Raw genomic sequence first — 24,100 nt, forward strand, 5'->3', positions numbered from 1 at the left:
TCGGCTCTACCTCTTCCACTCCTATCGTAACATAATTCTGTTTGCAGCTTGGCGACGCTTTGCCTGCAAGGTTAATAAATTGGCTCTATACGGTGTTTTGCATAATTTGATATGATATGACTTATAGCTTGTCTGTACTATTCATTTTGGGAGACGGACCTCATGAGTAAAACCGCACATAAAGGATATACGCTTCAATTTACGCTTAGTTTATTAGTTATTGTGTCCATCCTGTTGACTGCTATTGTCAGCGGCTATTCGGCCTTACATGCCAACAAGCAATCACTCAGCACCAGCTATTTGGAGAACAATTACGACTACGCCAAGAAACTATCATTAAATACCACCGAGTTGATTGAATCGATGCAGAGGAACCTTCATGCGATGTCCGAAATGGCCAGCTCGCAGCCTTTCACACAGAGAGCGCTTGATCTATGGTTCGAGGCCAATCAATATTTCAATTCCATTGTAATCGTCGATACCCGCCAGAACATAAAGGCGATCAGCCCTGCCAACACGGGAATCTCCCCTGGGGCCCGCTTAAATTCGCAGCAGTCACTGAAAGCCATTGAACTGAAAAAACCTCTCATTTCCGAGCCCTATAAAGCGAAAAGCGAAAGAATGATCGTTCTCATCTCCTCGCCGATCTTTGCCAAAGACGGCACTTATTCAGGCTTTGTAGGAGGCACTATTTATCTCGAAGAGAATAATGCTCTCAGCAGCCTGCTCAAGGAACATTTCTTCGGAAACGGCTCTTATGTTTTTGTAGTGGACCAAGGCAAACGGCTTATCTTTCATCCCAAGAAGGAACGTATTAATGATCTGGTTACTACCAATACAATCATTAATCAGGTCGTTATGGGAAAAAGCGGTTACCAGGAGGTCGTGAATTCCGAGAACAACAGCTTTTTTGCCGGCTATTCCTATGAACCTCTCAGCGGTTGGGGCATTATCTCACAAACGCCTACATCTGTTTTGGACCGGCCATTAAAGAAACTCACGGACCGCCTGCTTATTCAGGCGCTTCCTCTATTGAGCTTGATTTTATTGATTGTGTGGTGGTTTGCCCGCCGGATCTCCAAGCCCCTGTTTACCTTGGCGCGCTTCTCGGAAGAAGCCATTTTGCACCGGGCAGCCATTCCGGCGCAGCTTCCTGTCATCCGCTCCAAATTCTACGAAGTCACTCAGCTCTATCAGAGTATAAATGCCCATATCAATCTATTGTCCGCCGAAATCCAGTTGGATGGACTGACGGGACTGGCCAACCGCAAAAGCTTTGATTTGGTAATTGACGAATGGCAGGATAAACGGATTCCCTTCTCGCTTATTTTTCTGGACATTGATCATTTCAAGAAGGTCAATGATACTTTCGGTCATGTTACCGGAGATGAGGTGCTCAAATATGCCGCCTCCACCATCCGCAGCGTATCCAGGGAAGAGGATCTATGCTTTCGTTACGGGGGCGAAGAATTCGGCATTCTTGTCAAACATGGAGATACTGGGCTGGCCACCGACATGGCCGAGCAGCTGCGGAAGAAAATCGCAAGCGGGACGAATCCCACCGGCAGTGTCATCACGATCTCGCTCGGGGTATCCTCGTCTGAGAGCGCGCTCAGCAACAAACAGCTGATCGAGCAGGCGGATCAGGCGCTCTATCAATCCAAATCCGAGGGAAGAAACAGGACCAGCGTCCATGGTTTCTCAACTGTCAGATAACAAAGCCAGCCTGCTGCGGGACCCTCCCGCGGCAGGCTGGCTTTGTTTTTTTGTTTGTTTGGTTGGTTTTTCTTCCCGCCAGAGGGCATCACGTTTATGATGCAGCTATGCATAGCGGCGACCGACAAAGCAGCGAGCGGACGCATCGGCGAGCTGATCCTGCGGACTAGCCTCCCCGGACCTGCTGCGCCAGTTGAAGGAAGGCGCCGAGAACGCGATGTATGCGGTCGTCGATGTCCTGGCCGCCTTCATAGTTGCCCTGCTCCATCTCGAACCATTTCCGCTGGGCCCCGCCTATGGATAGCCATTCCGGCGAGTTGATGCCATGGAGATTGCGAACGATCGATTGCAGCTGCTGGAGAGAGCTGATCCCCACCGTACCGCCGGAAGAACTGATGGAGAGCACGGGCTTGCCGCTGAAGTGGTCCTGCCCCAAATGATCAAGCGCGTTTTTCAGGACCCCGCTAATACTGCCGTGATACTCGGGCGAAGCCAGCACAACCGCATCCGCTTCAAGCATCGCCAGCTTCAGCTCGCTCAGTCCTTCATGGTCCTGGAAGGAATTAACTGGCGAATAGAACGGCAGGGGGCTGCGGTACAAAGAAAATAATAGGACCTTATGGCCCCTTTGCCGGATGAGGTCTTCCACATGCTCCGCCAGCCTCGTGCTTGTTGCGTCTTTCCGGTTGCTTCCTGCAATGATTACCACTTTCATCCTAACCATCCCTTTCTATTACCCTTTATTTTCCTGCCTGTTGTGTGCTTTTATCTTATCGCGCCACAGGCAGCCGGGTCGTCAGCAGAAAGAATGATTAAACAGCGCAAAAACGTTCAACTTTAGGCTGAACGTTCCTACGGCTTTGGTCGTAGAGACGATCAGCCTTGGCTGAACGTTCCTACAGCTTTGGTCGTAGAGACGATCAGCCTTGGCTGAACGTTCCTACGGCTTTGATCGTAGAGACGATCAGCCTTGGCTGAACGTTTCTACAGCATTCGTCTTAGAGACGGGGCGCGGTCGGAGCCTCAGCTCCCCTCAAGACCTTGCTTGACCGCGTAAATAGCCGCTTGCGTGCGGTCGGCAAGACCTAGCTTATTCAGCAGATGGCTGACATGGGTTTTCACGGTTTTCTCCGTAATATGCAAGGCTCCGCCAATTTCCTTGTTGCTCATGCCTCGTGCAATCAGCTTCAGCACTTCCCCCTCTCTTCCGGTCAGAGCAAATGGAGAAGATTTCGCAGCCGCTGAAGCTCCATTTAAATCGGCCATTCCGGAGGCTTCCGCAGAGGCGATCAGGCTCATCAGCTGTCCAGCCGCATCCGGGTGCAGCTCCACTTGCCCTTGATGAACCCGCTTGATCGCGTCCACCAGCTCCCCGGGTTCGATATCCTTCAGCAAATAACCTTTTGCGCCCGCCCGAATCGCAGGAAGTACATGATCCTGATCGGAGAAGGAGGTCAGAACAATAACCTTCACATCTGGATGCGACTGCTTCAACAGCTTAGTGGTTTCGATGCCGTCCAAGACCGGCATGTTCAGGTCCATGAGAATAATATCGGGAACCAGCCGGGCTGTTTTCTCCAGCGTCTCAAGGCCGTCAGCCGCTTCGCCGACAAGCTCGATACCGGGCTGTGTGGCCAGGAAGACCTGCAGGCCTTTACGCACCATCGCATGATCGTCGGCCAGCAATATTTTGATAGTCATGATTATTAGTCACCTCCGGTAATGGCTGATGCAGCCGGCACGGGCATAGGGATGGGGATGGCAACCTCAATAGAAGTTCCTTTTCGGTAACCGCTAGTTATGGCCAAGCTCCCTCCTAATGCTTCGGCACGCTCCTTCATGGTGGTCAGACCGAGAGAACGACGATTGGTCTGAATGAGCTGTTTCTTGGCTATTCCCCGTCCGGCATCGGAAATCCGGAGTACCGCCTTATCCTCGTCAAGCTGGACTACGAGGCAGGCCTCGGATGTTCCCGCATGCTTGAATACATTATTCAGCGCTTCCTGACCGATCCGCCACAGCGCCTCCTCGACATTTCGCGGCAGCTCCCGGCTTCCCGTGGCTCGTGTCCGCACCCGAAGCTTGAGGCCTTTTCCATAAGCCAGCAAAGCCGAGGTGAGTCCCGCTTCCAGCCCCGTAGGACGAAGCTGCATAATAAGAGCCCTCATTTCCCGCTGGGCATTCTGCGAAAGCAATTGAATATCCTTCACAGACTCCAGGGCTTCCTCCGTATGGCTGCCGCGAAGCTGGCCCTCGACGCCTTTGGCCGTCATGGAGAGGGAGAACAGCATTTGGCTGACGGAGTCGTGCAGATCCCGCGCCAGGCGGTTACGTTCTTCCAGACGGGTCCACTCGCGCCGGTTCTCTTCCATCCGCGCACTCTCCAGCACGATGGCAATATGCTCGGCCAACGCGCCAAGCACTCCCCCGTCGGCATGAGAAGCACTGGCAGAATGTCCTACGACAAGAATGCCTTGTATATCCGCACCGACAACTCTGACCGGAGCAGCCATGGCCGATGACAATTTCTTCTGCAAGCCATGCAGCTCCAGATGGTCGGCAAGATCAGCCGCTTGTTCAGGGGTGGCGGTCACATAACGGTCGCCGCGTGCTGCCTCAAAAAGCCAATGATCCTCAGGCAGCAAATGTCGCGCAGCCCGATTCGCAAGCTGGCCTTCCACGGAGACGGCTTTGAGCACAAATTCAAATCCGTCCCGCTCAAACAGCGCTGCAAACGCCCAATGAAAATGGCTGCCGATCAGCGATACCGCAAGCTCCGGAAGTGCAGCAGCCGAATGTTCCATGCTCCCCGCAGTTCCAAGCTCCCGGCTGAATTCACCCAGTCTGGCATACTGATCGGCGCGGCTCTGCTCCGCTTCATAGAGGCGCATCCGCTCCACCGCGCTGCCCAGCTGATAAGCCACGGCTTCAAGCAGCGCAAGCTCCTCCCCGGAGAAATGAACCTTGCCCGGTGATGCCACATTCATGACGCCGAAACGGCGGCTGCCGGAATACAGCGGGACGGTAGCGTGATGAGTAAATCCGGCGGTATCGCCCCAGCCATATTCTTTAACGTTCATAAGCCTTTTGCAAGTCAGAATATTTACGGCATTCTGGAGCTTGCAGCTCCTGTATCGGTCCAGACACCAGCATGTTTCACATCGCATGGGCTGCTTGTCGCGGTAAAGGAGCCCATGTGGAAGATCGTGGTCAGCCACACATTCATAAGACATCTCATCATCCACAAGAAAAATCCAGCCTGCCGATAATCCGGTCAGCTCCAGCAGCTTCACCAGCACGATATTCAGCATCAGCCTGAGGTCATTCGACTGATTTAATGTCTCGGCGATGGTTTTGAGTGTTATTAATTCCTGCACCCGGGGATCGTCATTCATGTGAGCTTCCTCCTTTGCTCCAAATTTTCCTGCTAACGCTGCAGCGCCTGTCAACTATCATGCAGCCCGAAGCCCGGCAGTACCCGGCATTATCCCTCTTGTTCAGATTCGACAACCCTCCATGGATTTCCCCCAACGGTTTTAAATGAAAATGTGCGGGCTGCGCCTGCCCCGCCGCAAGATGCAAAAAAGCCCCGTCCTGCTATGGACGGAGCTTCCGGACACAAATCATGAATTTACCGCTCACATGCGATTAAATCATGATCCCGGTCACTTTTCTTGTTGGCATCATACAGTTCCTTGGAGACAAACGGCTTCAATTTTGTTTTGCCGCCTTTGTTTTTAGCCGATGAGGTACGAGCGACACCGCCCTTATATACCTTATTCATCTCCGAACAGTTCTTGAATGTTTTGACCGTTGTTTTGGCTTCTGCAGTCCCGGCTGCACCAAAAGTTAAAACAGACACTAGCACTGATGCCGTTACTATGGCAGTCAATCTTCTCAAAACCGTCATGCCCCTTCCACTACCAGCTTTTGCTAGTAATGATATGACATTTGGATCAGAATTTCAATCTAATCCTGTTTCTCGTAATTGATAGGTTACGATTTTCTTGGCCGCTACTTCGGTAATGAGCCTGCTGTCCTTCGCGGATATCGTGCCCTGGACTTCCTCCAGCAGATTAGTCACGTTCACTTCGTTTCTCACCGCATCTGAGACAAGCTCAATCGGCGAGGAAGTCTCCTCTACATTGTATACGCGAAGCAGCGGACCCGCTCCATCGGCTGACCACTTGATTGCCGACGCCATCACATTGCCTTCGAGCTTCAGGAAAGTGCCGATGGCTGGCAGGAAAGGTTTGGCCGCATTCGGATTCTCTTCCTCGAACAGGCCCTTATGCATCGTGTCCTGCACCCATGCCCTGCCCTGGTTCCAACGCTGCTCATCGACCGCAAGAAGCTTGGTCTGCAGCCCCTGATGGAAGAGTTCCGCTTCCTGATAGAGCTGCGTAGCGGTAACCGACTTGACATGAAAAGGACGAATAGCCAATTCTACGGCCAAGCTGCCCAAACATTGCCCCTTGGGCTGGATATCCTCTTCCATTACAGCAGCCTCTCTCATATTAATCGTTTCCGCTCCTCTATGAATGGTGATACCAGCGGTTCTGCCCTCATCCGTGATCTCATACTCATGAAGCCCTTTGGCAAATACAGCGCAGCCATACGCTCCGCTTACCGGGGCCAGCCATTTCCAGAAGGGTTGGGAATTGGCGTCGCGCTGGAATTGACTGCCCGCATCCCACTGCCGCCGCACGGCATCGAACTGCCCGCCGGCCAGCACGCTATCAGCCGCACCCAGCCCCGGGAACAGCAGGCGCAGACGGTGATCCTTCACTCTGTTATTCCATTCCACCTTCATCTGTACATGCGAAGCATCATGATCAAGCCGGAGCGTCACGCGGAAATCGCAGGGAAGCTTCGCCGTCGACCGTCTTGTTTGATCCTGATCCAGACCTTCCGGGAGCTCCCAGGCGAAGGTATACACGCATTCCTCATAAAGCCTGTTTTTTGTGTGGCTTGTATATATGACGGGCTGGTCCCAAACGGCTGGAACATCGCCTTCTACATTTTTGAAGACATACAGGTCCCCGCCATCACCGGTATCCTGGATACGCCCTTGGTTGCGGAAAGTCTGGCCCGTATGCTTGTCATGAAGATGGAATGAACCATCGGGCGCAAGCTCAACCTTCAGGTATGCATTCTCCAGTACCGGAGGCTCCCCGGAATCCGGTGAGTCCGCCAGGTCCTCTATAACGGCTCCCGGAAGATTCGGCCGTATCCGGTAGGCGGCATATCCAAGCGCAGGCGCATCCGGCTGCCATTCGATGTCAAAGCGCTTCACTCTCAGCACGCCCGGCAGATTAACAGGACTGATCACCCGTTTGCGGCGGATTGATTCCGAGACGATCCGGTAAGGAACGGAGCGCCCGGTCTCGTCCTCGATCATAAATTGAGCCACTCCGTCCTCCTCCAGAAAATAAACCGGCGTGCGCAAAACCGCCTTGCCGGGAAGCTGGGAGGTGTTGAATACAACGAGCTTCTGGTCATGAAGCTCATAGCCATCCCCTTGTATCTGCCTTGCCAGAACAAATTTCTTCCGTTCGATCACTTCGTCGGCCAGCTCTTCCAGGCGCTTAAATCGATCCATCATATGATCATGCACGCTATCCTGGCTGCAGCCGCAAATGCTGTCATGAGGATGATTCTCCATATAAAGCTTCCAGTAATAATCGATGGTTTCGCTCTCATACGGATCCAGCTCTAGCATCCAGCAGAAGACAGACAACGGCTCCATCCACTTCTCTACCAAATCATGACCATGCACATTCGCCTGCTTCAGGTAGATCCGGCTCGATAAGGTTCCCGCCAGTATGCTGTATTCGAAGGCTTCCCGCAGTTCCCCTTCCACCGTTTCCAGATAGCCGGCCGGCTGCTCCCGCATATAATCCTGCACGCCCTGAACATATTCAGGCAACGTGCTGTGAAGCACCTCCACATCTTCAGGCACAAGCACACGAAGAGAGGCGAGCACATCCGACAAATCATACTGGGCCTCCATATGATCGACGCCGTTCATCATCGCATAATGGCCGGACGGATTAACAGCCTCCTCTCTTTCACGCATACCGGTAAAAACGCTTGAGAGCTCTTCCTTCCCGGCGGGCATGCGCTGAGCGCTGTTGTACCAGAAATACAGCAGCATGCTGTCTACCGCAGATCCGTCCGGAGCCTGCCAATGAAAGAAAGGAAGGCGATGATGCGCAAGATCGTACCCGCGACCGAACACGCAATTATCCAGCCCCACTTGCCTGAAAATCTGGGGCATCTGGCCGATCAGTCCGAAATGATCGGGCAAATAACCGACCTTCATCTCTCCGCCCAGCTGCCGCGACTGCGAAATGCCCGTCATCAGATTGCGGACCGTCGATTCCCCGCTGGTGAGAAACAAATCATTCTGCTGATACCAGGGTCCGACCAATATCCTTCCCTGCCGGATATAAGCTTCCAGGCGTTCCCGGTTTGCAGGCCTCAGCGCATAATAGTCCTCCAAGACAATTGTTTGGCCATCCAGGTGAAAATAATGAAACTGCGGATCACGGTCCAGCAAATCCAGCAGCCGGTCGATTAGATTGACCAGCCTGTAGCGAAACCTTTCAAAAGGCATATACCATTCCCTGTCCCAATGCGTATGTGAAATAAAATGATAGATTTTCTTCGATTCCACGATGGTGTGCATCCCCTTCGCCTATGTTCGTTATTGCCGGAATTTCATATCAGCCCATTTGGACTGGTCGTCCCCGTTGCCCACCCACATGATCTGCCCCCACGCGTCAGGTCCATGTGTAGCGAGGATCGACATGCCAATGCTTTTGTCCGTACCGGGGGCAAAAGGCACCGTCTGCAGCGAGCTCCATGGAATCGAAAGCTCCACGGTATACCGGTTGCCATCGATGACCGAAGCAATCGTCCCGGCGGTGAAAGGAGACTCCGTCATACCGCTGTTATGGCCTTCACGCATAAACATATGCGGCTGTCCGTCAGGCCCTCCTGCTGTAAACATCAACGCATAGTCGCCATCTTGATAGGCGCTTCCGACCTTCTTGCCGTCCAGGCTCAGAAAAAACATCGATGCGTCGGACAGATACATGGTATCGGCCGTTTCTGTAAATTGAAAACGGTCATCCTGCCGTTCTTCCAACAGATACAGATTGTGGTCATCCCACTTGATCCGGTAGGTCGACTGAAGGTTTCCGGGCACGCCCCAGACATTGCCAAACTTCTTGACATCCTCCGCCCCCGCGCTGATCGATATTTCCTCCGCATCCTCCCATTCGCCTGGCTGATTAATGCCATCGGCTTGAATGGCTCCCGCCTTAGGCGATGAATAGACTTTAACTTCCTGATTCCAGGGCTGCGCCTCCTCATAGAAACGGAAATACGTATAAGGGTCGACGACCTCAAAATCCAAGTCCGGATAATGCTCCTTCACATAGTTCACCGCGTCGACAATGGTTGTTGGCTTGAACAGGACATTGCGGAACATCTGGAACTGCTGATTTTTTCCCAAGCGGTCGGCCAGGATCTCTCCGTACTTGGCTGCATCCGGCTCGTTCGGCAGATCCAGCACCTGGGCAAAAGGCGTCCCCTTCACGACCGGCTGCTCGAAGCCTGCGTTGTTGCCTACGCCCTGCGGCGAGAACTTGCTGTAAGCCTCCTGAACCTTTAAAGGCACATAACCGCTGTTGCCGCTGATCAGAAATCCGGTAATATCCAGATCGAAGCGGTTATAATACTCCTTGTTGTATTTCTCCCACACCTTCAGGAAATCGGGAAGCCCGTCAGGCCGGTTCTCTTCCAGCAGCATCATGGGATTCAAATAACCTGCGCCATTATCGCCCGCTACAAAGTAATCATTGCTCGTCATCGTATCGTACAAATAATTGAATACCTGCGGGACCCGCTGCGACAAACCGGGAACAGGCGCCCATGCCAGCGGCAGCACTCCCCGCTTCGGATCGTTCCACAGCGCCGGCAGCGCACCGGACGTCCATGCGCCGGAATCATAATCGCCCATGTAGAACGTTATATATTTCTTGCCGGGATCATATTGTCCTTTCGTACTTTTGCCCTTGTCGTTCTTCTGTTTGAACTTCTTGTCGAGCGGAACATGCTGCAGCAAAGAGGCATTCGACAGCCCAACAAGGCCGAAAGCGTCGGCATCCTTCTGGGCATTGTACCGGGAAATTTCATCGGCGTATTTCCATTCCGCCTGGACAGGTTCAAGCCTTGCCTGCGAATCGGCATGCTTGGTGTATTTGATCCACCAGGGGACAAATCCACCGATGGTAATGATGTTTTTCCCTGCCTGTTTGTTCTGTGATCGGAGCAGCTCGATCAGCGTATGGTGGTCGGTCCCCATAGGCTGGCTGCGGTCGTCATTGGGCAAGGAAAGCTCATCCGGACTTAAATCGAAGAAAAACGCTTTATTGGCAATATAATAATCGGCATTGGGCAGAAAGGAATTGAACAGATCGGGATACACGAAATCCGCATCGGAGCCCGCTTCCGGAACAGGCGGCGGAATAACCGCACCATCCGTCGTCACCTCGATCTTCCTGACGATACTCCCGCCGAAGAAGGCTACGCCGTCACGGACCATCCCGGCGCTAAAGGTATAGGTGCCTGCCGCTGCAGGTGCGACGATTTTGAAGGTGAAGGTCCGCTCCGCTCCTGGCTCCACCGTCTCCCCGGCATTCAGGAAGATCCGCTGATCGGCCGGATTTTGCGAGAAACCGCCGTTCAGGTCCTCCCACTGAAATTGATTGGCTTTGTCGCCTGTCGTTCCTAGACGGTCATTGCTGCCATAGGACCAGGCCGTGGTTCCGTTATTCCGCAGGGTGATGGACACTTCCATCTTCTCCCCCGCCTTCATGCGCTTGGGAATCGTCAACGTGCTGACCTTGGCGCTTAATTCCTTGGTTTGATCGAATTCCCACGACACTCCATCCAGTGCATAAGCCATCAGCGTGGAGTGGGTCAGCCCCGTGTCCAGATATTTCGCTTTAGCCCACAGGTAAGCATCATTTTTGGCGCTGCCCGAGGAAGAGAGCCTGGTATCCGGAATCGTTCCCTGTCCGGTGAACTTGCCCACCAAATTTAATTTCACGGGGAGCTTCCGTTTCACGACCAGCTCCGTATAAGGACTTTCCGGGGCCGGGTCATAGCGGACAGGCAGCCAGCCCTTCACCCCTGCGGCGGTAGATGCCACATTTGCCGTAGCGGGAACATTGGAATCCCAGACCACTACACCGTTGTAGGACGAAACAAAATAGTCCAGTAATTCGGTGAAGGCTTGCGGTGTCTTGATCGTGCGCGAAGCCAGGAAACCTTTCTTCTTGCGCAGCTCATCCAGCCAGAACTGGTCGCTGTCCATTCCTTCCGCTTTCGCCACGTAATTGGATTCATACAGATAATACAAATCGGCGTTTTTCCGGTTGACCAGACCTTGAAGCGCAGTAGCCAGCTTGAAATAATCATAAGCAATCTGCGAATTCGGCTGGGCTGCGAGGAACGCCTTCATATCAAACACGACGAGGGATTTGCCATTTTTGTCTTTGGTGTCGTTGTTGTCCTTGTTGTCCTTGTCGGCAGACAAGGGGTCCAAAGATGCCAGCGCCGAACCCGGCAGCACCCCTATTGTCAGCATTACAGCCAGCAGGATGATGCTTATTCCTTTCCATTTTCCATGTAAACCCATAACCTTCATCACGCTCCCAATCTGATTATTTCAGCATGCAGGATCCTTAGTTGATGCTCAACTCCATTTCAGTTGATTGGCTAATCAGACTCAATCAATTGCTGACAGCGGTCATGAATGTTTGACGGTATGATGCAAAAGTGCCAAGCCTTCTTCCTTGCTGGTTGCAGCGCAGTCCAACGGGCGGGTACTTCACGAGATACCCGCTGCCGCGCCCCCTGCCTCACCCCCTCAACGTGATATGAAGTGTTACAATTTGTTTCGGTCCAGCCGCAATCTTCACGGTACCCGATTCCACCAGCAATGTTTCCTGCACGGCTTCGTCCAGATTCACAACCGTCGCTGATGCCAGCGGTCCGGCAAAGCTCAGCATGCCTTCCTCCTGCTGCGCCCGGCTGTTGAACAAGCGGATAATATAACCGTTGCCGCCGGCTGCGAGCTTGCAGGCACTGATGATCAGCCCTTCCGATTCCAGATGAAGATAGGATTTGCGCATCGGTAGGTCCGCTTCCCTGCTGTGCGGGGTTTCTTTATACAGCTTCGCTGCCTTGCGGTGAGTGGTTTGAACGCCTGTAACAAACTGCTGATGCTCCCGCCACAAGCGGGCCTCGACCGGTTCGTCCATGCCGAAGAAGCTCAGAGCATACTCAAAGGTCAGCGGACCCAGCAGCTGGCCGCCGTCGCTGCCGTCGCTCATCACTTCCTTCTGCGTGCTGCGGTACAGCGTCAAAGCAAGGGTGCGCTGCTCATGATCCCGTACAATCGCCTCATACAAACCCTTTGTATAAACGGCCAGCCCCTTTCCTTCGTCATGAAGGGCAACAACACCATTATGCGGCACAACCTCAAATGGCTTGCGCAAATAATGGGATTGATCGGGAACGCTGATTTCCCTGCGCACCAAATCAAACGGGGTGCTTGTAAAATAATGATCCGTACCAAGTCCCGACGGGAACAACAGCTTCAGGCGGTGATCCCGTGCATGATTGATAATTTCCGTACGGAAATAAAGGACCGGATCGTTTTTCCGCAAATCGATATACGTAATGACCGGTACATCGACAAGCTCTTTGCTTCTGGCCGTTTCCTGCTCATTCACGCCCTTGGGCAGTCTCAGATTCAACTGAATCCGGATCGTTGCCTGATAAGGCCCGTCATGCTCTGACGTAACGACGGCTTCCAACGCGCTTGAGCGGACCTTGGCGTTACCGACAGGAGGAATATGGCTCCAGCCGTCGCCGATATCAGCCTCATCCTCGAACAGCAGCAGCCCTTTGTAGGTATGCCCGGACAGCAGATCCGTCACATCGATTGTTCCGCCAGCCCCCACCTCGACCTGGATACGGCCGTTATTCCATTGGTTCTCACCGCACTGCAGGCTGCCTGGAAAACGCACCGGACCCACGAGCTTGGGTCCGCTGTATGCAAGCGGAGCAGGATTTTCGATGGAGTACTTTTCCAAAGTAAAGGTGGAATAACCCATCGCCGGCAGTTCTGCGGGTAGCGCGATCCGTAAACGGTCTACCATATCCGCGCGCGGCAGCTCGCGATACGGTCTGAATCTGCTTACGCTGTTTCTCTGGATGGCGAGAAGCTGATAAGGCACTTCCCTGTGCTCATGATCGAATATGCGGAAAGATGTGCCATCCAGCGCTCTTAACCCAACAGAGGCGTCTGTCCCCGCCGGAAGCGGAAGCTCCACCTCAATGACTCTGTTAACCGGGAACTGTGAGGAGTTGAATACCGTAAACGCCTGATTGCCGTTCAATCCGGCGGTATCCAGATGATCCACGATAAAGTTTGTCTGTTCCTTGATCATCTGCTCGCTGATCAGCCGGGATTGGTCGAAGCGGTACATCATATCCCGGTGAACCTGGTCAATGGAACAGCCGCAGATCGAATCATGGGGATGGTTCTGCAGCAGATGCTCCCAGGATTTGTCGATAAAAGCTTTCGGATACGGACGGCCTTCCAGGGAAGCCATTACGCCAAGAGGCTCCACCCACTTCTCCAGCAGATTCTCGCAATGCTGGTTATGCTGTTTAAGGTGGATACGCGAGGACAGCGTATTCTCCGGCACCCAGTTATTCACACCGTTTAATGCCAGCGCCTTCTGCTCGCCTTTATAAACCCTCAAATTTCCCAGTTTGCCGCGCAGGTCCTCAAGATACAGCTCCAGGCTGGAGTGGACAAGCTCCACATCAATCTCTTCCGAGTCATTGATCGTCTTAATCAGCCAGGTCAGTTGCGGCTCAATCTCCACATGATCGACGCCATCCATACCGATGCCCACAGTGGTTGTCGTACGCTTGTTCTTGAATGCAATCCATTCCTTGACGCGTTCGATTAATTCATCCTTGTTCCCGGCATAATCATTGTCGCGGTCAAAAAACGGCCAGCGTACGCTGAAATAAAAATCGCTGTAGGAACGGTCCTCATCCAGCTTCAAACCGAGTACCCGGCTGCCGTCCGCCCCTTCCCACCAGATTTCGGAAGGATCCGCATTGCCTTCAAATCCGCGGAACAGCACGGCATTATCGATGCCGAAGCCCTGCAGGATCTGCGGCATCTGACTGTTGTGTCCGAATATATCCACTATAAAGCCGGACAGCATCGGCTCGGCACCCCACGCCCGGGATTGCTGCATACCCTTCTGCAGGTTGCGGATCAGGGATTCTCCGCTGACGAGGAATTCATCCGGCATGACATACCAGGGGCCAATAGCTATTCTTCCGCTCTGGATCAAAGCTTCGAGCCGCTCCCGGTTCTCCGGACGGATCTCCAGATAATCATCCAGGACGATCGTTTGGCCGTCCATCGTGTAATACTTGTACTCCGGGTCCTTCTCCATATGGTCCAGCAGCTCATCAATCATATACACGAGGCGTGCCCGGAAGCCCTGAAAATCCTGATACCATTCCCGGTCCCAATGCGTCTGGGAAACGACGTGTATTTTCTTAATGCCTGATAACGGTTTATTCATAGCTGTATTCTCTCCTCTAACTTCTCATTAGTCATAAAACGTTTACATATGGATCATCTTAATCCATCATATTTTTTAAGTCAATATAATAATACATTAGTACAAATTAGTATTGTCCACGTTAAACGTTTGGCAGCCAGCAAACTATGATGGTCATATATTACGATCGCTTTTCTTACCTTTGTATTAATGTTATATTAAATGCATCAGACGAAACGCTGCGTTTCTGGAATTGAGGAGTACGGAATGAAGAAAACCAAAATACCTTTGTATGCGAAAATAAGAGAATATATCAAAAATCAAATTGACAGCGGAGAATTGAAACCCGGCGATCAAGTTCCGACAGAAGCGGAACTGATGGGTCAATTCGGGGTCAGCCGGGTCACCATCATCACGGCGGTCCGCTACCTTGTCGAGGATGGTCTGCTGTACCGGGTTGCCGGCAAAGGAACCTTTGTCCAGTCGGATCCCCCTTCTCTCCCTGCGGCTAACCGTATCTCTCTGCCGGTCAAGAAATCAGTCATCGGCTTCATCATGCATCCCGCGCGCGATCTGTTCATGTACCGTTTGCTGCTCGGCATTGAACAGTCTTGCCGCGAGGCGGGTTACGGGCTGATGGTCCGTTCCTCTTTTTCACAGGATGATGAATTGCAAGCGATCAAGGATTTGCTGGATTGGGGCGTGGAGGGGCTGATTATTCATCCTTTCTACGGCGAAGCCTACAACGAGGCCATACTGAAGCTGAGGGCGGATCAATTTCCTTTCGTCCTGGTGGACCGGTATCTTCCCGGTATACCTACCAATGCCGTATTCTCCGATAACTACGAAGGCGGAAAAATGGCTGCGGAATATCTCATCCGCCTCGGTCATACGCAGATTGGCGTGGTATCCTCGCCGATCTCCAAGGCCTCAAGCAGCGAAGACCGCTTCCAGGGTTATCTGGATGCATTCAGGGCCAAGTCCCTTCAGGTACAGCCTCATCAATGGCTGACCCGGATTGATGAGGATTTGCTCTTCCACGATGAAGTTACAACCCGGGAAGCCATCGAAGAATGGCTTACCGAGCACAATGAAATGACTGCCATCTTCACCACCAACTCTATTGACGCTATTTATGTGGCGACCGTCGCCGAGAAGCTGGGCATCGCAGTACCGGGCAATCTCTCCATTCTTTCCTTCGATGATCCGGGAATCAGCGATCTGCAGAAGCATTATTTTACGCATATGCGGCAGGATATTGAGTCAATGGGCGAAAAATCCGTCGAGCTGCTCATCCGCGCCATCGATGATCCTTCAACATTGGAACGAATTAAAATTCCGGTTTCGCTTGTCGAAGGGCGCTCCACACTTAGCCTTCCGGCAGAAAATGCCTTGCCGGGGATATCCACTATTTGAATAAGCTGTCCCATAAGGGATTCGCATGCAGAAGAGAGAGAACCCGCTTTACTCGAAGAAAACGATCCAACTAATAAAACCGGGATGTAGCAGACGTCAATTCTGCTCTATCCCGGTTCTTTTTTGGTCGATCGCGGCCTTCTTCAGCAAATTGTGGAAGCGGATGATATCGAACGGGGGAAGTTTCCGCGGATCAGTATCTCACGGGCGCAGCCGGAGCAAATCGAGGTAGGGGTCCGACAGGCAGTCACATAACAGTGACCAGCCATTTAATCCAATAAGCGGCAGGCACCAGAAGCAGCTGAGCCAATAGCGTTCCCGCAAGCCGGGAAAGCATCAGGAGCCCAAAAACCTTGTTCAGTGTTTTCGTTTCCTTTTCGCCTCTAAGCACCTTGTCGGTAAGCAGACCGATTTGCGGATCGATCAGAATGGTGAGCAGGATCGTTGCGACCCCATTGATCAAGCCCGATGCCTGGGATGCGGCTGTCGCATACTCCGTCGTCAAAGTTGATGCTAGCAATGCCGCAAGAACACCAATGGTATAAATGCCGGTCACCAGAATGTTCATTCCGACTAGACGCTTGGGTATTCCTCCAATCCTTAGGCGCGACAACATTTCCAGTCTTGGAAAACGCATATGAGTCCGGGCATGCTTGATCTTCTGGATAGAAACGAAGGACCGGACCAACAGCGGAATGGAACCTGCCACTTCCAGATGGGCGATGATTCTTGAAGATATGAATACAGCAGAGGGAAACAACAGAATCGCGGTGAGCGTCCCGATCGTTGAAGCGCCTATAACGAGCCGCAAATGCCCGATCAAATTAAATTCCGGATGATCCCTGGCAAAGTCGATAATTTTGCCCGTCAGAGGCCCCTGCACCATATTCGCTGTCCGGGATACCAGCAGGATGATTCCCGACAAGGACAGGGCAACTGCAAGCTTGCCCAGACGAACGCCTGCCAGACGCAGCGAATACGTCAACGTTTCGGATAAATGAATAATGAACGTAAAAAGGAATACAACTATAACCTGCTGCAGCACAACGCTCCGCCTCATTCCATTTGTAAATTCCATCTGGCAAGAAACCATGTATGAAGGAATCTCTAAGAGGCGGGTTTCTTTGAATCTGTTACTTGAATAGGAGCATTCAATTCTTGGCGGCTGTATTATCTTCGTCATTCAATAAAGTTACGGCCCGGATTCTCGCGTCCGGATAGAGGCGGCAGATCCGATGCCTGGCATCTTCAATACCGAAAGCATGAACATCACGATAATAAACAATTTCGTAAATTGAATCGGTAAACTCCACGGTGTATACGCCAAGCTCCTGTTCCATACATTTTCCTCCTTCGTGCATGGTTAATAATCAATCCGGTATTTCTTCTCCAGCTCCGACATTTCGCCTCTCATTCCGGTTCCGGGAGGAACCAGCACAATCCATTCGTCCCCATGGTCCTTCCGCTGAAGGGACATACTGCGCATCGGCTTCACCCGCCCGGCGACATCGTCGTTAATCACGATCTCCTCCCACTGCGTCTCTTCTACCCATTCAAGGACAACGGTACGAATCATGCTTTGCTCCCTGTTATGCGCGTCCCGGTAATCCATCACGACAATTATTTCGCAGCGTCCGGGAGTAACTGCCTCTTCCGTGAAAAATTCAACCAGCACGTCTCTTTCCTTCAAGGGTCCGTCGAGAAAAATGGTACCGGAATCGGACTCCTCGTGTCCGGTAAGATTCGGCAAGCGGAGCAGCCCCTCAGGCAGATCGATATGGATGCGCACGTCGCAGACGGCGGAATCCATGATCTCCACCCAAAGGTGGTTCAGGCCTTCTTCGTTTTCCATCCTTGTTTTTTCCAAATGCAGGCGCATCATGGACGTTCACCTTTGATTAAATGGGAGACAGATTCAATCATCTTCTGTCTTAATTCCGCAGAAATCCGGGGACTTGTCGTAATAAAGACATCCTCGCTCACCTGATGGATCTGGTTGCCCTGCTGATACATCGACAATCTGTCTCCGATTCGAATCACCTCTTCCAGAGAAAGATCCTGCAGCTGGCGGGCAATCGAAGCCAAGCTCTCGCCTGTTTTGGTCAACGCCAGAATAGCCCGGAAATAATCCAGATGCTTCTGCGTATAAACCCGCTTGTTGCCCACCAGTGCAAGCGGCGGAATTAAACCGATCTGAGTGTAGTAACGGACAGTCCGCAGGTTGATCTCCGGATCGTCCTGCTGCAAATATTCCGTTATTTGTTTGGCGGTGTAGGATTCCAAGTTCTCACCTCATTATGTCAGTCAAGTGTTTATGTTACATCAAACTGTATAAGACACAGCTTACTGCGATTATATACAAAATCAACCGATATTAGCAAGTACATGAAATGAAAAAAAGGCAGATACCGTTTAACCGGTACCTGCCTTACAAGCAACTGGCGAATGGCCTCTTTTGACAGGCACAAAAAAAAGCGCCTCTGGAAGGACATTGGACATACCCGGGGGTATGTCCAACTTTCTATTTCAAGAGATGCTAATGATTCAGAAATGGCTGGGACTGTTATTTTCTTGCGGTATGCGCAGCTCTGTATTTGCTGGGGCTGATGCCGAAGCTTTCCTTGAAGACGCGGCTGAAGTAATAGAGATTCGAAAATCCCGCAATTTTGGATATATCCTGAATCCGGTTATCCGTACTGAGCAGCATCTCTTTGGAGCGCTCCAGCCTGATACTGAGCATCCGGTCCATAATGGTCTGACCGGTCAGCTGCTTATATTTGCGGGCCAGATTGCCATAGCTCATATGCAGGGAAGCGGCTAGCTCATGGACGTTAATCTTCCTTCTCTGGTCGTCATTCAAGTAAATTTCGATCTTGCGCAGAAGCGCAGCATTCGAATAATCCGACGATGTCGGCACATGTTCCTGCGGTTCCCCCACCCCTGCGAGCGCCAGCAGCAGCTGGAGCAGCGTCAGCTGCAGCGAAAGCTGCGAATGCTCGCGGGAAGCTTCCTGGAACATCCGCAGCAGCAGCAGACCAATGCCCATGTCATCCTTGTAGCATCCGGGATTCCACCCCCGCAGCCGTTCCAATTGGGCAAAAGCATCCTGCTTGTCGCCTCTTTCCTCTCTTGCTCCGTCGGGTGCATCGCCGGCAAGCGTCCAGCGGATACATATCCCCCAATGCGGAGCTTCCGGCACGTAGCAATGGGAGTGGACCATGCCTGGAGGGATGAGAAAGAAGCTCCCCGGCCCCACTTCGATCATAGGTCCGCCAAAGCTGGACTGCATCGTACCTTCACAAATATAGTTGAACTCGAACCAGGTATGGGAATGAAGAGGGCATTGATCGGCGCCCAGCGGATGCTCCACAATAATTTCGATAATCTCCACATTAGCTCCGTTGACAGCAAGACTTCCATTCACGGAAGCCTGAAGGCGGGCCAAATGGCTCATGGCGAATTCCAGTTCGAACATAATAGGGCTCGCTCCTTTTGGAAAACACTCGGCATAGGGTCATTTTAACACAAGGAAGACTGTTATTTTATTATAAAAACTTGTTACCATAATGAATTTATTTATCGCCTCCGGTCACGGACAATAGAACAATAGCAATAATAAGGAGGAATATGTTCTATGAAGCAGCTTCATCTGTTAAGCAATGCCCATCTGGATCCTGTCTGGCAGTGGGAATGGGAGGAAGGCGCTGCAGCCGCGGTGTCAACGTTCCGTGCGGCCGCTGATTTCTGCGACGAATACGAGGGTTATGTATTCAATCACAATGAAGCACTGCTGTACCGGTGGATTGAAGAATACGAGCCGGAATTGTTCGAACGAATCCGCGATCATGTCAAATCGGGGCGTTGGCATATTATGGGCGGCTGGTATTTGCAGCCGGATTGCAACATGCCTTCCGGCGAGTCCTTTGTCCGGCAAATTCTGCTCGGGAGAAACTATTTTCAAGAAAAATTCGGGGTAATGCCAGGGACGGCGATCAATTTCGATTCCTTCGGACATTCCCGGGGACTTGTGCAGATCATGAGCAAAGCAGGCTACGATTCTTATATCTTCTGCCGTCCGGATGACCGCACAGCCGGCCCTGCGCAGGATTTCAAATGGATCGGCTTTGATGGCTCCGAGGTAATCGCCCATCAAGCGCTTGGGGGCTACAACACCCTCCTCGGACAGGCTCACAAGAAGGTGGAGAATTGGCTTGCGCAGCACCAGGATCAAGAAATCTGTTTGATGTTGTGGGGCGTGGGCAATCATGGGGGCGGACCCTCGCGTATCGACCTGGATGAGATCGGCAGGATGATCACGGATTCTCAGGATGTGCGCATCGAGCATTCCACACCGGAGAGATATTTTGCCGAGCTAAGCAAACGCAGGGATTCGCTTCCTGTACATGAAGATGATATCAACCCACGGTTTGTCGGCTGCTATACTTCGATGATCCGGATCAAACAGAAACACCGCCAGCTTGAGAATGAGCTTTATACGACGGAGAAAATGCTCTCCGCTGCGGCGCTTAACGGATTGCTCGCCAATCCCAAGACAGAACTGCTCGAAGGGTTTTATGACCTGATGCTTGCCCAGTTCCACGATATTCTGCCTGGTTCTTCCGTCCAGCCTGCGGAAGACGCCTCCCTGCGGCTGCTGGATCACGGCTTGGAAATCGCCTCCAGATTGAAGGCGCGCGCATTCTTTGCCCTTGCTTCCGGCCAGGCCAAGGCAGCGGATGGCGAATATCCGATTCTTATTTATAATCCGCATCCCTACCCTGTCAAAGGGGCGTTCGCCTGTGAATTCATGCTGGCTGACCAGAACTGGAAGGAGGAATTCTCTAGTCCAGTCGTATACAGGGACGGCGTGAAGCTCCCCTCCCAGCCGGAGAAGGAATATAGCAATATCAATCTAGACTGGCGCAAGCGCGTCGTATTCGAAGCCGAGCTCTCCCCGTTCTCCATGAACCGGTTTGATTGCCGGATCGAAACGCTCCCGGCCAAACCCGCTGTGCAGCTCGTGGAGGAGAACGGATTACTGCACTTCCGCAGCGGCAGATTGGAAGTAGCGATCAATACGGCAACCGGTCTGCTGGATGCCTATCGCATCGACGGGAAGGATTACCTGCTCCCGCAAGCTTTTCTCCCGCTCGTTGTGCAGGATAATGCCGATCCCTGGCGTATGGATACCAACCGCTTCGAGCCCACAATCGGCGCTTTCTCGCTTATGAGTCCAGTTGCAGGAACGGCTCTCTCGGGGATCACGACGCAGGATATCCCTTCTGTCCGGGTCATCGAGGACGGGGAAGTGCGTACGGTTGTCGAGGCTCTGCTGGAATACGGGCAGTCGGCAGCTTGCATCACCTACAAGCTGCCCAAACAGGGAACGGAAATCGAGGTCGGGGTGCGGCTGTTCTGGAACGAGAAGGACAAAATGGTGAAGCTGTCTATTCCGACTGTCCTGCAGAATGCCCAATACATGGGCCAAACCGCTTATGGGGTGCAGAAGCTGCCGCAGGACGGTACCGAGGCGGTTGCGCAGAAATGGACGATGCTGTCTTCGCCGCAGAGCGCCGTCACCTTAATCAATGACGGCATATACGGGAGCGACAGCAGCAGCAATGAAATGCGTCCGACACTGCTGCGCAGCCCCGGCTATTGCTCGCATCCTATTATGGAACGCCCGCTGATGCTGCAGGACCGCTTCTCTCCACGTATCGACCAAGGTGAACGCCTTTACAGCTTTTGGCTGAACGCAGGTCCAAGCGAGGAACGTGCCACGGCGATCGACCGTGAAGCGCTCGCCCATAACGAGAAGCCTGCCATTCTATCGTTCTTCCCCAGCGGCAAGGGCCGTTTAACCGGCGAATTGATGGTGCTGGATGACGAAACCGTGCAGCTGGCAGCCTTCAAGCAGGCGGAGGATGAAAAGGGCTATATGATCCGTCTGTTTGAGCCAACGGGGATCAAGCGTTCAACCGTGCTGCGGATACCTGCGTATCATATCGAGCAGCAAATCGATTTGAATGCCTTTGAAATCAAGACCCTTCGTTTCAATCCCGAGCCCGGCACCATCACTGAAGGCCAGTTAATGGAGTAGAGAAGCTTGTCTATCATCGCGGCTGCCTTGTATTTCATGGGACGGTACGAGGCCAGCCGAAGTTTTTTTCCTTTTATGGATTGACAATGTTTCACCGAGCATGATAACTTACGTAGTATCGAATTCAAAATCTCGGAATGGAAAGGAGCCACCGTCATGATTGCAAGAGATCCGCATGTGTTTACCGCCTACAATCCGCGCATCGCCCAATTGCATATTCATCGTGGCCTCCTTAATGAGCGGATCTGAAGTCTGTTCTGACGTTCACCGGACATTTAACGTCATCCTTAAGCGCTGGTCACGAAATTCTCGTGACGTGCGCTTTTTTTATTCCAAAGCTTAAGCACACCGTATCCGAGCGGTGTGCTTTTGTGTTTTTTGAAAGATTTTTCCCTTACCCTACATGTTGGAGAGAAGGTAGTCCCTTATGCTTGCTGTTTTACAGAAATTAGGCTGGTTTTTCAAGCTTGAACGCAAACGTTATATCATCGCCATCTCAATACTGATTATCTGCGGCATCCTCGAAGTACTGCCTCCTATGATGGTGGGCCGGTCCATCGACAACATCCAGTTGGGCAGCATGACGAAAAGCAGTATGGTCGTTGTTCTGCTGCAGCTCGGCGGACTGACTGTCCTGACCTATCTGTTGTCCTACATTTGGCAGTATAAGCTGTTCGGCGCAGCCTTCGTCGTGGAGAAGATGAAACGCTCCCGCCTGATGCGGCACTTCCTGCGCATGACACCAAGCTTCTACGAGCGGAACCGGACGGGCGACCTGATGGCCCGGGCCACCAATGATCTGCAGGCGCTCTCGGTAACGGTCGGCTTTGGCCTCCTGACCTTCATTGATTCGACGCTGTGGATGGCCACCCTTCTGGTGACGATGTCGATCCTGGTTTCCTGGAAGCTCACGCTGGTATCCGTGCTGCCGCTGCCGATTATGGCCATTCTGGTCAGCTTATACGGCAAATGGATTCATAGCCGCTTCTCCGATGCGCAAAATGCGTTCGGCGATATGAACGACGGTGTGCTCGAGACCATCTCCGGCATCCGGGTCACGCGCGCTTATGTGCAGGAGCGGGCCGCAGAGAGGCGGTTTGCGGATGTAACCGGCGATGTGTTGGCCAAAAATATAGCCGTTGTCCGCATCGATGCGCTTTTTGAACCAACCGTGAAAATATTCGTCGGCGCAAGCTACCTAATCGGACTTGGTTACGGCGCATATCTGGTTTATAACAATGAACTGACCGTAGGCGGTCTGGTCTCATTCAATGTATACCTGGGGATGCTGATCTGGCCGATGTTCGCCATTGGCGAGATGATCAATATTATGCAGCGGGGCAATGCCTCCCTTGACCGTGTCATCGAGACGCTCGGGGCCAAGCCGGATGTTCCTGAACCGATAGATCCTGTCTCTATGGCGCAATCGGGTCGGATCGAATTCCAGAATGTAACCTTCCGCTATCCCAGCTCCTCCGTCGATAACCTCAAAGAAATTGCATTTTCGCTGGAGCAGGGCCAGACCCTGGGGATTGTCGGCAGAACCGGCAGCGGCAAGACAACGCTGATCAAGCAGCTGCTGCGGGAATATCCGCCGGGACAAGGCCGCATTACCATCGCCGGCAACCCTCTGGATCGCATCGACATGGACGCCTTGAAGTCCTGGTACGGATACGTACCGCAGGAGCAGTTCCTGTTCTCCCGGACCGTCCGCAGCAATATTATGTTCGGCCGCGACAAGGCGACCGATAACGAACTGGAGAACGCGATCGCCGCTTCCGCCTTCAAGAAGGATATCACCTTCCTTCCCGGCGGGCTCTCGACGCTTGTAGGTGAACGCGGCGTAGCCCTGTCGGGCGGCCAGAAACAGCGCGTATCGATCGCAAGAGCGCTGATTGCCGATCCCGACATCCTGATGCTCGACGACGCCATGTCGGCGGTCGACGCCAGAACCGAAGCCGAAATCATCGCGAATATCCGCGGTGAACGGGCCGGCAAGACGACCTTGATCGCCACGCACAGGCTGTCCGCCATTGTGCATGCGGACTGGATTCTCGTGCTTGATGAAGGCGAGATTGTCGAGCAGGGAACGCATGAGACGCTCATGCGCCGTCAGGGCTGGTATAAAGAACAATATGAGCGCCAGCAAATCGAGCAGGCGATAGAATAAGGCGGTGAAGAGAATTGAGCTTAG

The 24,100-nt window shown here is 52.6% G+C and carries 16 protein-coding genes; 4 read left to right on the forward strand and 12 right to left on the reverse strand.

The window, feature by feature from the left end:
- Positions 1-162: 162 nt before the first annotated feature.
- Complete coding sequence (locus tag IEY46_RS19410) at positions 163-1,716, forward strand: sensor domain-containing diguanylate cyclase (RefSeq protein WP_188994107.1); 1,554 nt, start codon at positions 163-165, stop codon at positions 1,714-1,716.
- Positions 1,717-1,882: 166 nt separating this feature from the next.
- Here IEY46_RS19410 and IEY46_RS19415 read toward each other — a convergent pair whose 3' ends face one another.
- The 7 genes from IEY46_RS19415 to IEY46_RS19445 all read right to left on the reverse strand — a co-directional run bounded on the left by IEY46_RS19415 (position 1,883) and on the right by IEY46_RS19445 (position 14,411).
- Positions 1,883-2,431: an NADPH-dependent FMN reductase gene (locus IEY46_RS19415; protein WP_188994109.1), complete on the reverse strand. Its 549-nt coding sequence runs from the start codon at positions 2,429-2,431 to the stop codon at positions 1,883-1,885.
- 308 nt (positions 2,432-2,739) lie between these two features.
- A complete protein-coding gene (locus tag IEY46_RS19420) occupies positions 2,740-3,417 on the reverse strand; it encodes a response regulator (protein ID WP_188994111.1) in 678 nt (225 codons plus the stop codon).
- 5 nt (positions 3,418-3,422) lie between these two features.
- Positions 3,423-5,111: a GAF domain-containing sensor histidine kinase gene (locus tag IEY46_RS19425; RefSeq protein WP_188994113.1), complete on the reverse strand. Its 1,689-nt coding sequence runs from the start codon at positions 5,109-5,111 to the stop codon at positions 3,423-3,425.
- 236 nt (positions 5,112-5,347) lie between these two features.
- Positions 5,348-5,626 carry an excalibur calcium-binding domain-containing protein gene (locus IEY46_RS19430; protein WP_188994115.1) on the reverse strand — a complete coding sequence of 93 codons (279 nt, stop codon included), beginning with the start codon at positions 5,624-5,626 and terminating at the stop codon, positions 5,348-5,350.
- 54 nt (positions 5,627-5,680) lie between these two features.
- Positions 5,681-8,395, reverse strand: coding sequence for a glycoside hydrolase family 38 N-terminal domain-containing protein (locus IEY46_RS19435; RefSeq protein WP_188994117.1), 2,715 nt, complete (start codon positions 8,393-8,395; stop codon positions 5,681-5,683).
- A gap of 30 nt (positions 8,396-8,425) precedes the next feature.
- Positions 8,426-11,428, reverse strand: coding sequence for a sugar-binding protein (locus IEY46_RS19440; RefSeq protein WP_188994119.1), 3,003 nt, complete (start codon positions 11,426-11,428; stop codon positions 8,426-8,428).
- A 223-nt stretch (positions 11,429-11,651) separates the two neighbouring features.
- Positions 11,652-14,411, reverse strand: a complete 2,760-nt coding sequence (locus IEY46_RS19445; RefSeq protein WP_188994121.1) for an alpha-mannosidase — start codon at positions 14,409-14,411, stop codon at positions 11,652-11,654.
- Positions 14,412-14,657: 246 nt separating this feature from the next.
- Here IEY46_RS19445 and IEY46_RS19450 point away from each other — a divergent pair, with 246 nt between their 5' ends.
- Positions 14,658-15,806 carry a GntR family transcriptional regulator gene (locus IEY46_RS19450; RefSeq protein ID WP_188994123.1) on the forward strand — a complete coding sequence of 383 codons (1,149 nt, stop codon included), beginning with the start codon at positions 14,658-14,660 and terminating at the stop codon, positions 15,804-15,806.
- Positions 15,807-16,053: 247 nt separating this feature from the next.
- On the opposite strand, the gene IEY46_RS19455 is transcribed toward IEY46_RS19450, so the two are convergent.
- The 5 genes from IEY46_RS19455 to IEY46_RS19475 form a co-directional block, all read right to left on the reverse strand.
- Positions 16,054-16,851 (reverse strand): lipid II flippase Amj family protein, encoded by a 798-nt coding sequence (locus IEY46_RS19455; protein WP_188994125.1) that lies wholly within the window; start codon positions 16,849-16,851, stop codon positions 16,054-16,056.
- A gap of 106 nt (positions 16,852-16,957) precedes the next feature.
- The gene (locus tag IEY46_RS19460) at positions 16,958-17,146 is read right to left on the reverse strand and encodes a hypothetical protein (RefSeq protein ID WP_188994127.1); all 189 of its coding nucleotides are present in this window, start codon (positions 17,144-17,146) and stop codon (positions 16,958-16,960) included.
- Between the two features lie 23 nt (positions 17,147-17,169).
- On the reverse strand, positions 17,170-17,658 hold the full coding sequence (locus tag IEY46_RS19465) for a hypothetical protein (protein ID WP_188994129.1): 489 nt from the start codon (positions 17,656-17,658) through the stop codon (positions 17,170-17,172).
- A gap of 26 nt (positions 17,659-17,684) precedes the next feature.
- Positions 17,685-18,089, reverse strand: a complete 405-nt coding sequence (locus IEY46_RS19470) for a MerR family transcriptional regulator (RefSeq protein WP_188994131.1) — start codon at positions 18,087-18,089, stop codon at positions 17,685-17,687.
- Between the two features lie 280 nt (positions 18,090-18,369).
- Positions 18,370-19,281: an AraC family transcriptional regulator gene (locus tag IEY46_RS19475; RefSeq protein ID WP_188994133.1), complete on the reverse strand. Its 912-nt coding sequence runs from the start codon at positions 19,279-19,281 to the stop codon at positions 18,370-18,372.
- 159 nt (positions 19,282-19,440) lie between these two features.
- On the opposite strand from IEY46_RS19475, the gene IEY46_RS19480 reads away from it, so the two are divergent.
- Together IEY46_RS19480 and IEY46_RS19485 are read left to right on the forward strand one after the other, a co-directional pair.
- Positions 19,441-21,906, forward strand: coding sequence for a glycoside hydrolase family 38 N-terminal domain-containing protein (locus IEY46_RS19480; RefSeq protein WP_188994135.1), 2,466 nt, complete (start codon positions 19,441-19,443; stop codon positions 21,904-21,906).
- Between the two features lie 427 nt (positions 21,907-22,333).
- On the forward strand, positions 22,334-24,076 hold the full coding sequence (locus IEY46_RS19485; protein WP_188994137.1) for an ABC transporter ATP-binding protein: 1,743 nt from the start codon (positions 22,334-22,336) through the stop codon (positions 24,074-24,076).
- Positions 24,077-24,100: the final 24 nt, after the last annotated feature.

This window comes from Paenibacillus nasutitermitis, from assembly GCF_014641075.1.
Taxonomy (GTDB): Bacteria; Bacillota; Bacilli; order Paenibacillales; family Paenibacillaceae; genus Paenibacillus_Z; species Paenibacillus_Z nasutitermitis.

Excerpts from the sequence above, each read along its gene's own strand:
- IEY46_RS19410 (WP_188994107.1), top strand. The coding sequence starts at position 163 with ATGAGTAAAACCGCACATAAAGGATATACGCTTCAATTTACGCTTAGT.
- IEY46_RS19415 (WP_188994109.1), bottom strand. The coding sequence starts at position 2,431 with ATGAAAGTGGTAATCATTGCAGGAAGCAACCGGAAAGACGCAACAAGC.
- IEY46_RS19420 (WP_188994111.1), bottom strand. The coding sequence starts at position 3,417 with ATGACTATCAAAATATTGCTGGCCGACGATCATGCGATGGTGCGTAAA.
- IEY46_RS19425 (WP_188994113.1), bottom strand. The coding sequence starts at position 5,111 with ATGAATGACGATCCCCGGGTGCAGGAATTAATAACACTCAAAACCATC.
- IEY46_RS19430 (WP_188994115.1), bottom strand. The coding sequence starts at position 5,626 with ATGACGGTTTTGAGAAGATTGACTGCCATAGTAACGGCATCAGTGCTA.
- IEY46_RS19440 (WP_188994119.1), bottom strand. The coding sequence starts at position 11,428 with ATGGGTTTACATGGAAAATGGAAAGGAATAAGCATCATCCTGCTGGCT.
- IEY46_RS19445 (WP_188994121.1), bottom strand. The coding sequence starts at position 14,411 with ATGAATAAACCGTTATCAGGCATTAAGAAAATACACGTCGTTTCCCAG.
- IEY46_RS19450 (WP_188994123.1), top strand. The coding sequence starts at position 14,658 with ATGAAGAAAACCAAAATACCTTTGTATGCGAAAATAAGAGAATATATC.
- IEY46_RS19460 (WP_188994127.1), bottom strand. The coding sequence starts at position 17,146 with ATGGAACAGGAGCTTGGCGTATACACCGTGGAGTTTACCGATTCAATT.
- IEY46_RS19465 (WP_188994129.1), bottom strand. The coding sequence starts at position 17,658 with ATGGAAAACGAAGAAGGCCTGAACCACCTTTGGGTGGAGATCATGGAT.
- IEY46_RS19475 (WP_188994133.1), bottom strand. The coding sequence starts at position 19,281 with ATGTTCGAACTGGAATTCGCCATGAGCCATTTGGCCCGCCTTCAGGCT.
- IEY46_RS19480 (WP_188994135.1), top strand. The coding sequence starts at position 19,441 with ATGAAGCAGCTTCATCTGTTAAGCAATGCCCATCTGGATCCTGTCTGG.
- IEY46_RS19485 (WP_188994137.1), top strand. The coding sequence starts at position 22,334 with ATGCTTGCTGTTTTACAGAAATTAGGCTGGTTTTTCAAGCTTGAACGC.